The organism is Gemmatimonadota bacterium (assembly GCA_016719105.1).
Lineage (GTDB): Bacteria > Gemmatimonadota > Gemmatimonadetes > Gemmatimonadales > Gemmatimonadaceae > SCN-70-22.
Genome location: JADKAQ010000003.1, coordinates 119,608 through 133,114, shown reverse-complemented (window position 1 = coordinate 133,114; position 13,507 = coordinate 119,608). Strand labels below are relative to the sequence as shown.

The window sequence follows — 13,507 nt, the reverse complement described above, 5'->3', positions numbered from 1 at the left end:
TTACTCTTTCACCACGGAGTCGAGCCACTCGGGCTGCTCCATCGCCGCTGCCGGTGCCGCTGGCGCCGCCTCGCGGCGCACCGGGGTCATCGACGCCGCACTCGCCTCGGCCGCTTCGATGTCCGACAGCTGCCGCTCCACCATCGTGCGAAGCTGCGAGAGGTAACTGCGACGCTGGCGCACCAGCGCCTCGAGTTCCCCCTGCACCTGCCGCGCATCGTTGGCCGCCCCCGCCACGATCCGTTCGGCCTCGGCGCGTGCCTCGCGCAGGATGAGCTGCGCTTCGCGCTCGGCCTGTTCGCGCACTTCGGCTCGCAGCTGCTGGGCCGAGATCAGCGCCTCGTTGATCGCCTTGTCACGCTCGCGAAAGGCCCGCAGCTGCTCGTGAAAGCCCTGCGCCTTCCCTTCCAGGGCCTGGCACTGCTTCACCAGCCGCTCGACTTCGTTGGCCGCCTGCTCGCGAAACTGGTCGACACGCGCGCGATCGTAGCCGCGCAGCGCGCTGCCGAAGTCGTAGCGCCGGATATCGAGCGGAGTCAGGTGGAATGATTCGTCGGCCATGGCGTGCGCTCTCCAAACAGGATCGTGCCGAGGCGGACCATCGTCGCGCCTTCTTCGACCGCAACCTCAAAGTCGTTCGACATCCCCATCGACAGCTCATGCGCAGGGTGACCGGCGTCGCGCAGGACATCACGCGCGGCTCGCGCTCCTGCGAACGTGGCGCGCAATACGGCCTCGTCCGCATCGAACGGGGCCATCGTCATCACCCCCGCGACCTCCAATCCGTCCAGCGCGCGCAGCCGCACCGCCTCCGACGCCAGCTCGGAGAATGCGAAGCCACCCTTGCTCTCCTCGCCCGACACGTTCATCTGCACCAGCACCCGGAGGTGCGCGCCGGCCCTGACCGCCACGTCGTGCAGCGCGTCGGCGAGACGCGCACTGTCCATCGAGTGCACGAGCGCGAAGCGCGTGGTGTGCTTCGCCTTGTTGCGCTGCAAGTGCCCGATGAGATGCCAATCCACCGGGACCGAGACCTGATCCATCTTGCCGAGCGCTTCCTGCACCTTGTTCTCACCAACCGACCGAAGCCCGCACGCCCACGCCGCCACCACCGCGTCGGCACCGTGCGTCTTGGTCACGGCGATGATTTCCACCCGCTGACCGTGTCCACCACGTGCCGCCGCGGCCGCGATGCGCCCCTGAACCTCACGGAGTCGATCCGCCAGCCCTTGAAAAGGCATAACACGATAAACTATCGGAAGTTACAGGCCGATTCAAGTAAACGCCGCGCCCCCGAATCCCCTGCGCGAACGTACCGCAGCGCCACCGCAGGGCACTGCAACAGCCGCTGAACGTAGCGCCCCGCAGGGTCGCGCGCGGAGGGGAGATGACCATCGCCGGCGAGCGCGCCGGCGCGCGACGACGCCGCTCGAGCAACCGACACCGAATCCACGAGAGGCCCCGCACTCGCCGCGCCTCCGCCGAGCCGGGAGTACGCCATTCCCTCGAGTCGCCACCCCTCTCCGGGCGCCACGGCGCCCCGGTCGTCTGGTTCGACGGACACCGCGACCATGAGCGGACGCCCGTCACGCCGGGCCGCAGCCCCGATCGCCGCCAAGGTCGCCGAGAGCCCTTGCCATGGTTCCACCACGTCGGCCGGGAGGAGCGCGTGCCGGCGCGCGAGTTCGGCGCGGTACCAGCCAGCCCCAAGCAACGGAATCGTCACCACCGTCACGTCGGTTCGCAGCGCCTCCACCTCCTGCGCGTACCACAGCGGGAACGAGTCGTTGTCACCCGCCACGACCAGCACCGCCCTGGCGGGGAGTGGCCGGAGCAGCGCGTGCGCGAAGTCGCCCGCCAGCGTGGCATCCGGTGCGCGCCGTCGGTCGACCCCCCTCCAGTTGAGCGCGATCGGGGCGACCGCCAGCAGCATCGCGAGCTCGCGCATCCCCCGAGGAAGGCGATCCCGGAGCGCCACGACTCCGCAGCCGCACCAGAGCCCAGCCACGAGAAAGGCCAACGCGAAGAAGTAGTCGCGCTCGCGCGCCTCGCGAAGCGCATCCACCGGGAGCACCCCCCATCCGAACGACGGCCCGGCCCGCAGGTTCAGCACGGTCACGACCCCCAGGGTCGCGCAGAGCAACAGCAGCCCCATCGCCTTCCAGCTCCGCCGATCGACACGGGAGTGCCAGACGCTGCCCGCGATGCCCAACGCTGCGAACACGAGGGTGATCGGGGTGCGCCATGGTGAGGGCCCCGGCGCGTCGCTCAGCCCGAGCGCCACCTGCCAGTCGGCGTACTGCACGACGTTCCCCAGCTGCAACCAGAGCGGAGCGCGACGAGGCCAGAGCGGCGGGACGTCGTACTGACGCCGGGCCACGATGTCCACGAGCGACGTCCAGGTCGTGGGAAAGCCGGCGTTCACGGCCGGGTCATGGCGCGCCCGCACGAGCATCACCAGCACGAAGCTGGCGCCCAGCATCGTGACTAGGAGCGACAGCCAAGCGGCGCGCCGCGAGCGCGTCCCGTCCTGTCCGTCAGGCGCAACGCTGGCGACCAGGGCCAACATGCCGCCCGCCAGCAGCGGGAGCGCCGATACGGTCCCCATCCCGACGGCGACGCACCAGGCCGCCGCGGGGGCCAGGGCGGCGCGGACAGACATGGCGCCGCTGCGATCGCTCGACGCCAGCAAGATCACGGCGGGGCCGGCGACGAGGACGCTGATGTGCAACGGCACCGCGAGGCCGAAGAGGAAGGCGATGAGGACACGATGTCGCACGCTCCATCGGGTCCCGGCGACGTCGGCCGCCACGAGGGCGAGCGCCACCGCGAGCGTGGCCAAGGCGTAGACCTCGGTCTCCGTCGCGCTCTGCCACACGGCCGCCATGCCACCGCCCACGAGCGCCCCGGCCACGCCCACGAGGGCGCGCCCCGTCCAGCGCGTGAACAACCAGGCGAAACAGCCTGCCGACGTGGCGGTGGCGACGGCCGACGCCAGGTTGACGGCGACGGCGAACGGAAGCCACCCGAAGGCCTGCGCCCACGCGTTGGACGCGTAGACAAACAGTGGAGTGCCGGGTGGGTGCGGGACCCCGAGGGCGTGGATGGCGGCGAGGAATTCGCCGCTGTCCCACAGCGTGACCGACGGGGCGAGCGTGACGACGTAGACAACGAGAAGGGCGCCCCCGCTGATCGCGGCGGCGCCCAGGGCCGGCATCGGAACGCGCGGGCGCGTCGTTATGCCGGGCTGACCTCAGGTCCGCCCAGCAGCGGCGGAGCGGACGGCTTGGGCTGCGCCATAGGAATCGGCGCGACCTGGACCGGCGGCAACGACGACGGCGGCAGCGGCGCACGCGGCGGGAGCTTCTCGCCACGCACAAGGAACTCGAAGTCCTCGCGCGTGAGCGTCTCGCGCTCGAGCAGCATGGCGGCGACGGCGTCGAGCAGCGCGCGGTGCTCCGTGAGCGTCTGCGTGGCGCGGCTGAACGCGTCGTCGATGACCTTCTTCACCTCGGAATCGACGAGCTGCGCGGTCTTCTCGGAGACCTCGCGGCGGCTCATGAGCTGCTGCCCGAGGAAGACTTCCTGCTCGTTATCGCCCACGAGAATGGGGCCGATGGCGTCGGAGAGTCCCCACTGGGTGACGTAGCGCCGAGCGATCGCCGTCGCCTGCTGAATGTCGCTCGCTGCCCCCGTCGTGACGCGGTCACGCCCGAAGACGATCTCCTCGGCCGCACGACCGCCGTACGCCATCACCAGGCGCGCCTCGAGCTGCTCGCGCGTCACCGACACGCGGTCATCCTCGGGGAGCGTGAAGGCCACGCCCAACGCACGCCCACGCGGAACGATCGTCACCTTGTGCAACGGATCGTTCCCCTTGACCATCACGGCGCAGACGGCGTGTCCTGCCTCGTGATACGCCGTCAGGCGCCGCTCCTCTTCCTTCATGACGAGCGACTTGCGCTCGGCACCGAGCATGACCTTGTCCTTCGCCTCTTCGAGGTCGGTCATGTAGATCTTGTCGTGCCCGCGACGTGCCGCGAGCAGTGCGCCTTCGTTCACGAGGTTGGCGAGATCGGCCCCCGCCATTCCCGGCGTGCCGCGCGCCAGCTTGTTGACGTCGACGTCGTCGGCAATCGGCTTGTTGCGCAGGTGCACGCGCAGGATCCCCTCGCGCCCGCGCAGGTCCGGGGCGTCGACCACGATCTGGCGGTCGAAGCGGCCGGGACGCAGCAGCGCCGGGTCGAGGACGTCGGGGCGGTTGGTCGCCGCGATGAGGATCACGCCGTCGTTGGACTCGAAACCATCCATCTCGACGAGGAGCTGGTTGAGCGTCTGCTCGCGCTCGTCGTGCCCGCCACCGAGCCCGGCGCCGCGATGGCGACCCACGGCGTCGATTTCGTCGATGAAGATGATGCACGGAGCGTGCGCCTTGCCCTGCTCGAACAGGTCACGCACGCGCGAGGCGCCAACGCCGACGAACATCTCGACGAAGTCAGAGCCCGACATGGAGAAGAACGGACGCCCGGCCTCGCCAGCGACCGCCTTGGCGAGCAGCGTCTTGCCGGTTCCCGGCGGCCCGATGAGGAGCGCACCCTTCGGGAGACGTCCCCCGAGCTTGGTGAACTTCTGCGGATCCTTCAGGAACTCGATGATTTCTTGCAGCTCGACCTTGGCTTCGTCGCACCCCGACACGTCGGCGAAGGTCACCTTCGGCGTGTCGCCGGTGAGGAGCTTCGCCTTCGACTTGCCGAACGAGAAGGCCTTCGCGCCGCCGGCCTGAATCTGCCGGAAGAGGAAGATCCAGATCCCGATGAGCACGAAGTACGGAAGGAAATTCAGCAGGAAGGTCCCCACCGACGGCCGCGCTTCCTGCGCATCGATGACCACCTTCTTTTCGCGCAGCGCCGAGACTTCCTCGGGGTTGTCGGTCATCGGGAGCTTGACGGTGAACTTCTTCACCTCGCGCCCCTGGACCATGATGCGCTGCGTGAACTCGCCCGTGACCGTCTGGCCCGCGCGAATCGTGGCCTTGGCGATGTTTCCGCGATCCAACTCGGAGCGATAGTCCGAGTAGTTGATCTGCGTCGCGGGCTCACCCTTCTGGCCTGAGAACTGGATCACCGCGACGGGGATCAGGATCACGAGGATCCAGAACGAGAGCCCCTTCGAAAAGCGGCCCCAATTGAACTGCTTCTTGGGAGGAATCGGCGGCATGTCAGCGGTCCCGGGTTACTGCAAACTCGCAATGTACGGCAAATGCCGGAAGCTCTCGGCGTGATCGAGGCCATATCCCACGAGGAACTCGTGGGGGGCATCGAAGCCCGAGAACTTCGGCGGATACGTCAGGTGCGTGGCAATGTGCTTGTCGAGCAAGGCGCAGACTTCCAGCGAGCGCGGGTGCCGCTCCTGCAGGAGAGCCATCACCCGACTCAGGGTTCGTCCGGAATCAACGATGTCTTCTACTAACAGAATGTGCTTGCCCTCGAGCTCTGTTTCCGGATCATACACCAAACGAACGAATCCGCTCGAAACGGTCTCGTTCCCGTACGACGAGGCGACGAGGAAATCGACCTTGAGCGGGCGGTGAATACAGCGCACCAGGTCGCTCAGGAAGATGAAGCTCCCTTTCAATAACCCAAGGACGAGAAGGTCGCCATCGGGATACGCCGCTGTGATGTCGCGTCCGAGCTCCGCCACACGCGCGGCGATGAGGTCGGCGGGAAAGGCAATGCGCTTGACGGAGCGCCCTTCGAGTCGCGGATCAACTACGGAGGCGTTCACAGATGATGCAGACTCTCGGTCGACCGGACCGAACGGTTGCCGCGAGGCCGCGGCGCACTCCGGGAATCCAGACAATCTCGCCATCTGCTACGATAACAGGCCACCCCTCGCGATCGGCGGCGGCCACCCGCCGGTCGGCGAAGAATCGCTTCACCCGCCTCGGCTGGCTGCCTGACGAGGTCATGCGATCCCCCGCTCTCCACGCGCGCACTTCCAATGAGCCGTCGGCGGGGAGCCACGCGCTCCACGCATCGTGCCGATCGGGCACTCCGCGCTCGTCGCGCTCCTGCAAGCTAGTCATGGCGAGCGGCCGAAAGCGCCAGTCGCCAAAGACGGTTTCCGCGGCGACATCGAGCGCGGCGCTCGCCCCCGCGCGAACCGGGCGACGTCGCAACTCGATGACGTCGTGACGATGCACCGCTTCATACCCGCCGGACAACGGAATTCGCGTTCCCGTGCGCCCGTCGGCGCTGAAGCGCGCGAGGCGCGTCGTTCCGCGCCAATCGAGGACGATCCCCCCCATCTCGGCGAGCGACTGCCAGAGGAGCGCGCGCGCGCCGGGCTCCCACGAGGCGTCGGTGATGCCGCGGGCCACCACGCGTCCCGGCCCCACCTCCTCGACGAGCGGGGCGACGGCGGCAGCGCAGGCGGTGCGCAGGGCGGCCGCCCGCCGAGCCAGTGCGAGCATCGCCTCATCGAAGCCGGGGTTCGCCTCCCGCATCGCGGGGAGGAGATCGAGCCGCACGCGATTGCGGAGGTAGGCGCGCTCGCCGTTGCTGGGATCGTCGACCCACGTGAGCCCCACTTCCTGAGCAAAGCCCAGCACGTCGCTTCGCGAGCACTCGAGCAGCGGACGCCGCACCGGTGAGGGGGCGAGGAGGGCGCTGAGGCCGCGGGCCCCACTCCCCCTGAGGGTACGCATCACGATCGTCTCGAGGTGGTCGTCTCGTGTATGGGCCGTCACGACGGTTGCCCCACGCTCGCGCGCCAGGCGGCGCAGAAAGCGCCAGCGGGCGTCGCGCCACGCCGCTTCTCCTTGCAGCGGCGCGTCGGCACGTCCAGCCACGACGGCCAGCCCGTGCGCCTCGGCCGATCGCCTAACGTGCGCCACGGCCGAGGTGGCATGCGCTCCGGTCCCGTGGTCGAAGGTCGCCACCGTCACGCGCTCGCGCAGCGACGCCGCGGGCACCGAGCCCGCGAGCCACTCCCCCACGGCGTGCAACAGCACCATGGAATCGACGCCGCCCGAAACGGCGAGGACCAGCCGGTCGTCGCCCGACAGGAGGGAACCGACCGACGAGCGAATGCGCTCAGTGGCGGACAGCGTGTGGCCTCGGGGGAGACGGGGAGACACGGGCGAGCGACACGTCCGGTGAACGGTGGTCAATGTATCGCCGGCGCGGCGCGCTGTCCGTCGCCCGTCCGGGGGAGCGATGCGTGAAGTCGCCCCCCGAAAGCCGGCACAGGTGGACTGGTGCGCTCCGACACGCCCGACTACTTTTTTCGTCGACTTCGACCTTACAGACCGAGGACGTACCGTGGAGCACTCATCACCGTTTGGCACGCTGTGGGCTGGCCTCGGGCTTGGCGCCTTCTACCTCGCGCTTACCTGGGTCAACATCCTCCTCGGGCATTTCCTGACCCCGCTCTTCCTGATTCCGTTGACCTGGATCCAGGACGCCGCGAAGGGCAAGCAGGGGTAAGGACCAGTTCGACGGGCGCCCGGCGTCCGTGACAAGTCGAGTGTGGGACGAGAGCGCGCCGCTTTCGTCCCATCTTTCGTTTCCAGGGGGCGATTTCGCCGCGCCCCGGCGCAGGACGAGGCGCAGCTGACGGCGACGCCACGGCGTTTCGTGGCCGTGACACCGCCACGCCGTACGACCTCCGGCAGCGGCAGGTGACGGCCGACTGCGTCACCGGCGTCGCCGGTGCGTCGCCGGCGAAGCCGTGGGAGATCGCGGACGGCGCCGAGCGCTTAGCGCTGGCCCTCGGCGCCAGCCGCCGTCCGCCGCATCCCTGCACACCGGAAGGGGCAACGCTCACACTTCCGGTGTGTGCCATGCCGAGCCGAGGTCGGTAGCGAGGGATGTATGTTCGGGGGTCGCGGTCCCGCCCTTTGCCTCACTGCACGCCACTCGACCGATGCACCCACGATCGATGCGCACCGCCGTCGCGGTGCTCGCTTCCCTGCTCGTCCTCGCGCCGGCGACGCCGGCTGCCGCCCAGTACCTCACGCGTCCGGCGCTCAAGTGGGAGACGATCGAGACGGCGCACTTCCGGTTCCACTTTCCCGCCGAGATGCGGACGTGGGTGGTCCCCGTCGCCGAGCGCATGGAGTCGGTGTCGTCGTCGGTGAACACGATGGTGGGCAACGCCCCCACGGCGCGGGTCACGGTGATGGTCGAGGATCCGTCCAACGTCTCGAACGGCTTCGCGGTCCCGCTGCTCGAGGGGCCGGTGATCTTCCTCTGGCCGACGCCGCCAACGCCCGGGCCATCGTTCGGACAGCATCGCGGGTGGGGCGAGATCCTCGCGGTGCACGAGTACGGCCACATCGCGCACCTCACCTTTCCACCGCGCAACCCTAACGAGCGCTTCGTCTGGCGGTTGCTCCCGACGCGCATCGGCCCGGTCGCGCGCAAGTCACCGGCGTGGGTCATCGAGGGCTACGCGACGTACATCGAAGGCAAGCTCACCGCCAACGGTCGCCCCAACTCAGCGGGGCGCGCCGCGGTGTTGCGCGCGTGGGCGCTGGAGGGGCGGCTCCCGACGTACGGGCAGCTGAACAACGCCGCGCCATACCTGGGGGGATCGATGCGCTACCTCGTGGGGAGCGCCTTCCTGGAATGGCTCGTGGCGCGCAAGGGCGAGGAGAGCCTCAACCACCTGTGGCGCCGGATGAGCGCGCGGCAGCGCCGGAGCTTTGCCGAGGCATTCCGCGGCGTGTATGGTGCGGGGCCGGACGACCTGTACGGCGCGTTCTACACGGAGGTGATGGAAAAATCACTCGACGCTCGCCGGCAGCTGCAATCTCCGGGCGTGGTCGAGGGAGACCTCGTGCAGAAGCTGGCGTGGGCCACCGGTGAACCGGCGGTGTCGCGCGACGGCGCGCAGGTGGCGGTCGTGCTACGCAGCCCGAACACGCCCTCGCGCGTGGTGGTGTGGGGGGCGAAGGACGAGCCGCTCGACTCCGCGGTGGTGCGGGCGCGACAGCGCATGCTCCAGCGCGACCCGCAGGACGTGGCACCCTTCGACTCCTTCCCCGCACCGAGGCGCGCGCGCAAGACACTGTTCGCCGTGGCCGGGCGCGGCCACGACCAGCCGCGTTGGTTCTCCGATGGCGAGCGCCTCCTGGTGAGCCGCGACGAACCGTTAGGCGACGGCGCCTTCCGCCCGGACCTCTTCATCTGGAACACGCGCCGCGGCGGGGTGCGTCGCGTCACGCGGGGCGCGGGGATCCGCAGCGCCGATCCCGCCCCCGACGGCAAGAGCGCGGCAGCGGTCCGCTGCCGCGGCGGCGTCTGTGACCTGGTGCGCGTCGACCTCGCGAGCGGACGACTGACCACCATCACCGCGGGGTCGCCGTTCGTCGTCTGGCACCGTCCGCGCTGGTCGCCCGACGGCTCGCGCATCGCCGCCAGCGTCCAGCGCGATGGCCGATGGTGGACCTTCGTCGTGAACCCGGCGACGGGGGCCGCATCGCCGGTCGATCCCGGCGACGGTGCCAGTCGGTACGCCCCGGCGTGGACGCGAGACGGCAAGCTCGTCGTGGTGAGCGAGCGCGGTGGGGTCCCGAACCTCGAACTGCTCGATCCGGAAACGGCGGCGCCCCGCCCCCTCACCCGAGTGACCGGCGCGGTGGCGGCGCCCGATGTGGGGCCCGACGGACAGGTCTGGTACCTGGCGCTGCACGCAAAGGGATACGACGTGCGGCGGCTGTCGATCGCCCGGGCGGTGTCGTCGTTAGGCGACCGGATGGTCGCGCTCGAGCCACGCCTCGCGCCGGCCGCTCCCCCAACGCCACCGGGACGTGGCGCGACCTTCGCCCCGCAGCCCGTTCGCGGCCCCAGCGACTACGGCACCGGGCCACGCGCCTGGCGCATCCTCCCCGGGATAAGCCTCGGCCCCGATGGCGACATGGCCTCGCTGATGCTCGCCAACATGGACCCGGTCGGGCGCCTGAGCGTCGTCGCGCAGGGAGGCTACGGCCAGCGCGGCGCATGGCGCGGCGGCTCGCTGGCCACCACCCTGCGCCTGTCACCCATCGAAGTGGAAACGAGCGCGTGGTACACGGAACACGCCCCGTCGGAGCAGGCGGCGGGGAGCTTCGCCTCGCTCGACATCGACTCCCGCTTCACCGGGTTAGGGCTCGCCGCGCGGGTCAACCGCAATGGCGGCGCCTGGGGCTACGCGCTGCGTGCCGGCGGAAGTGTCGGGCAGGTGAACGGGAACCAGCTCGATGGCGCCGGGCGCGTCATGGGATTCGCCGACCTGCGCGGAAGACTCACGTGGACCTGGCATGGCCTGACCGTCTCGCCGCAGGTGTACGCGCAGCTCGCGCAGGGGGGAACGGGGGGCGACAGTTGGTCGCGTGGCTTCACGACGGGGGCACTCACGCTCGGCGGACCCAATCGTTCGTTGCGCGCCGAGGCCAGTGTCGGCACCACCACCACCGCCGGGCCGGGTGAGTTCGGGCGCGCCTTCGAGCAGTTTGCCGTCGGCGGCGGCGTGCTCCCCTTCTTTGACCGCGCGTACCTCACGCAGCGCGTGTCGATTCCATCCGTCCCGGTGGGCTACGCCTCCGGGCGCAAGCTCGGCATCGGGCGCCTCTCGACGCGACTCTATTCCGTGGAGCCGTACGCGATCTGGGTTGCGGCTGGCGACAAGCTGACGCGCTATCAGCGGATTCTGGGGGCGGAACGCGAGTTCGACGTCCCGGGGATCGGCTTCGCGCGTCTCCCGGGGACACACATCCGCGCCGGGATCGGCTACTCGATGGACGAACCCTACAAGGAGAAGATCCGTCCGTACCTGAGCGTCACGTATCGCCCCTGAGGCGTGCCGACGGTGCCGGAACGCGCGGCGGTCCCGATGGATGGCCCCCCGGTGCGGGCCCGCGGTGAGTGCTGAATGCTGGGGCTACGACTCCTTCGTCGCCCACACCACGTTGCACGCCCCCTCGCCGAAGACGGCGACGGGATGATCACCGGTGCCAAGCACGTCGTGCAGCATCTCGTGCTTCACGAGCGAGGCGTTGTAGATCCACGTCTCGGCGATGTACACGTCGTGCGGGGAGCGCCAGTGACCGGCGCAGGGACCGTTGGGACAGGGGAACTTCTCGCCCTTGATGACCCAGAAGCGCACGCGGTCGATGCTGGCCTTCTTCTGCGCGCACTTCTCGATCTCCGCCCACCATTGGCGGTAGACCGACGGGATCTCGAGTGGCGCCGCCCCTTCGGGCTCGAAGCGGCAGGCACCGCTACTGAAGGCGACGACGACGAGCGCGGCGAGACGGCGGAGGTGGCGACCCTGCATGGCAGTACGGCAAGAAGAAGTGTGACCTGGCTCACACTTGCGAGCCTCTTGCCGGGGCTGGTTCGCGGGATTGGTGCCGACACATCCAGTGTGATGCGCGAAGGACCCGGCGAACGACTTGCGAGAGGCATACCGATGTAACTCGTTATCCTAGCTTCGCTTACGCGGACGACTTTCGCGTCGTTCTCTCAGCGAAAATCGGTCAGAATGACCGCACGCCCGCTGGTGTGCGCGTGGTGTGCACGGGCTTGCCGAGCGCGCGCAACAGGAGGCGCGCCGGTGCATCGAGGGAGTGGGCGCGTCGTCGACGATGCGAGGGAGAGGTCCGATTGCGGAACGGTGCACCTGTCTGCAGATCATGGACGCAGCTCATTGGGCGTCACCCGCATTCCGGAGGCGAACATGCGACCCCGAACCGTCCTGATGCTGGTGGGGCCGGAGTACGAGGATCTCGAGGTGTGGTATCCCAAGCTGCGGCTCGAGGAGGCGGGCTTCACCGTCCCGCTGGTGGGGATGGGTGAGCCGTCGTACCGAGGGAAGCACGGCTACCCGTGTTCGGTCGACGGTTCGGCCCGCGAGTGGCGCGCCCAGGAGGTGGCGGGGATCATCGCCCCGGGGGGATGGGCCCCGGACAAGCTGCGGCGTGACCCGGCGGTGTTGCAGCTGGTGCGCGACGTCGATGCCGCCGGCGGAATGGTGGCGACGATCTGCCACGGTCCGTGGATCCTCATCTCGGCGGGGATCGTGCGCGGTCGTCGCCTGACGAGCACCGTCGGGATTCGCGACGACGTCGTGAACGCGGGGGCCACCTGGGTCGACGAGCCCGTGGTGATCGACGGCCACCTCATCAGCAGCCGGGTACCGCGAGACCTCCCTGCCTTCGGGCGCGCGATGGTGCAGTGGCTGGAGCAGGCCTAGCTTTTCGGCGCACGCGGGGGCCACGCGCCCCCGCGGCGTGCCGGTACCTCCCGCGCGCGCGACACGCCTTCCACCCCTGGTCCCACTGCGATGACGTCTTCCCGCCTCCTGGTCGCTGGCGCCGTGTTGCTCGCGACAACGCTCACGTCGCCCTGCGAAGGCCGAGCGCAGGTCGCCGCGCCGCGCCGCCCGTCGATCGACACCATCCCGCGCCCCGCGGCCAACCCGGCCGATGTGGCGACGCCCGATGCAATCCTCAAGGCGCTGTACGACGTGATCTCGGGGCCGGCGGGGGCCAAGCGGGACTGGAACCGCTTCCGCTCGATCATGCTCCCCAACGCGCGGCTCATCCCGACGCGCCCCATGCCTAACGGCGGCGCGTCGGCGGCGGTCTGGAGCGCCGACGACTACAGCAGCGCCGCTGGCGCGTCGCTCGAGGCCTCAGGGTTCTTCGAGCGCGAGATCAGCCGCAAGACGGAGGCGTACGGCAACATCATGCACGTCTTCTCGACGTACGAATCGCGCCGCACCGCCGACCTGTCCGAGAAGCCGTTTGCCCGCGGGATCAACTCGATCCAGCTGCTCAAGGACGGCAACCGCTGGTGGGTGGTGTCGATCTTCTGGGACGCCGAGCGCCCCGGGAACGAGATTCCTGCGCAGTACCTTCCCCGCTAGTCCGCGCGACGTCGCGCCTCCCCGCGCCCTTCGCGTGCCCGTCCCGTCCACGTGCGCAGGGGAGTCGCCCTGACTACCGCTGGAGAGCGTTGCCTCGCGTTGGCTCCCATGCGCGTGTGCGACGCTCGAGGCGCGGCATCGGCAGTAGCGTCGCGTGCGGCGCCGGCACCAGCGCCTACATCACCGGTATCTCCCGCGCCGCGTTCACGAGCGCCGGTTCGAGAGGCGCACGCCCGTCAGGCGCCGACCGGTCGCGGCTGGGAGGTACCGCAGACGAGGCAGGCGGCCATGTCCTTGCCGTACAGTGCAAGGTCGTTGTCCAGGCCACACGCGTCGCAGTGGCCGCGCACCGTGCGCAGGTTCTCGAGCGGCAGGCCAGAGTGAATCAGCCGCGTGACCATGGCGCTTGGCGCCGCAGCGCCCAACGGGCACATGCTGCCCGTGCACCAATCGCCGATCTCGAGGCAGACGACCTCGGGATCGGGCACGTTGGCCTGCGCGTCATCCTCGACGATGTCGGTGACCAACACATGCACGTGCCGGTCGCACCCCTGACAGAACATCTGCTGCTGCTTCATAGCGTCCTCCGCGACTA

General features: G+C 69.5%; 12 protein-coding genes. 4 read left to right on the top strand and 8 right to left on the bottom strand.

The window, feature by feature from the left end:
- Genes IPN47_07320 through tilS form a run of 6 tightly spaced genes read right to left on the bottom strand, consistent with a single transcriptional unit; the run spans position 1 to position 7,138 of the window.
- Positions 1-561 carry a DivIVA domain-containing protein gene (locus IPN47_07320; GenBank protein ID MBK9407852.1) on the bottom strand — a complete coding sequence of 187 codons (561 nt, stop codon included), beginning with the start codon at positions 559-561 and terminating at the stop codon, positions 1-3.
- Positions 537-1,241, bottom strand: a complete 705-nt coding sequence (locus IPN47_07315) for a YggS family pyridoxal phosphate-dependent enzyme (GenBank protein MBK9407851.1) — start codon at positions 1,239-1,241, stop codon at positions 537-539. The genes IPN47_07320 and IPN47_07315 overlap by 25 nt, the downstream gene beginning before the upstream one ends.
- Before the next feature lie 11 nt (positions 1,242-1,252).
- Positions 1,253-3,217 (bottom strand): DUF2723 domain-containing protein, encoded by a 1,965-nt coding sequence (locus tag IPN47_07310; GenBank protein ID MBK9407850.1) that lies wholly within the window; start codon positions 3,215-3,217, stop codon positions 1,253-1,255.
- A gap of 20 nt (positions 3,218-3,237) precedes the next feature.
- A complete protein-coding gene (ftsH, locus tag IPN47_07305; protein MBK9407849.1) occupies positions 3,238-5,217 on the bottom strand; it encodes an ATP-dependent zinc metalloprotease FtsH in 1,980 nt (659 codons plus the stop codon).
- 15 nt (positions 5,218-5,232) lie between these two features.
- Positions 5,233-5,868, bottom strand: a complete 636-nt coding sequence (gene hpt / locus IPN47_07300) for a hypoxanthine phosphoribosyltransferase (GenBank protein ID MBK9407848.1) — start codon at positions 5,866-5,868, stop codon at positions 5,233-5,235.
- On the bottom strand, positions 5,765-7,138 hold the full coding sequence (gene tilS / locus IPN47_07295; protein ID MBK9407847.1) for a tRNA lysidine(34) synthetase TilS: 1,374 nt from the start codon (positions 7,136-7,138) through the stop codon (positions 5,765-5,767). The genes hpt and tilS overlap by 104 nt, the downstream gene beginning before the upstream one ends.
- A 184-nt stretch (positions 7,139-7,322) precedes the next feature.
- On the opposite strand from tilS, the gene IPN47_07290 reads away from it, so the two are divergent.
- Together IPN47_07290 and IPN47_07285 are read left to right on the top strand one after the other, a co-directional pair.
- Entirely contained in the window at positions 7,323-7,487 is a 165-nt protein-coding gene (locus IPN47_07290; protein MBK9407846.1) for a hypothetical protein, read from the top strand.
- Between the two features lie 454 nt (positions 7,488-7,941).
- On the top strand, positions 7,942-10,839 hold the full coding sequence (locus IPN47_07285) for a PD40 domain-containing protein (GenBank protein ID MBK9407845.1): 2,898 nt from the start codon (positions 7,942-7,944) through the stop codon (positions 10,837-10,839).
- An 84-nt stretch (positions 10,840-10,923) separates the two neighbouring features.
- Here IPN47_07285 and IPN47_07280 read toward each other — a convergent pair whose 3' ends face one another.
- Entirely contained in the window at positions 10,924-11,319 is a 396-nt protein-coding gene (locus IPN47_07280) for a hypothetical protein (protein MBK9407844.1), read from the bottom strand.
- A gap of 402 nt (positions 11,320-11,721) precedes the next feature.
- Between IPN47_07280 and IPN47_07275 the strand changes: the two genes are divergently transcribed.
- Positions 11,722-12,237, top strand: a complete 516-nt coding sequence (locus IPN47_07275) for a type 1 glutamine amidotransferase (protein MBK9407843.1) — start codon at positions 11,722-11,724, stop codon at positions 12,235-12,237.
- Positions 12,238-12,327: 90 nt separating this feature from the next.
- Positions 12,328-12,912 (top strand): hypothetical protein, encoded by a 585-nt coding sequence (locus tag IPN47_07270; GenBank protein MBK9407842.1) that lies wholly within the window; start codon positions 12,328-12,330, stop codon positions 12,910-12,912.
- 236 nt (positions 12,913-13,148) lie between these two features.
- Here IPN47_07270 and IPN47_07265 read toward each other — a convergent pair whose 3' ends face one another.
- The gene (locus tag IPN47_07265; GenBank protein ID MBK9407841.1) at positions 13,149-13,490 is read right to left on the bottom strand and encodes a hypothetical protein; all 342 of its coding nucleotides are present in this window, start codon (positions 13,488-13,490) and stop codon (positions 13,149-13,151) included.
- Between the last annotated feature and the right edge of the window lie 17 nt (positions 13,491-13,507).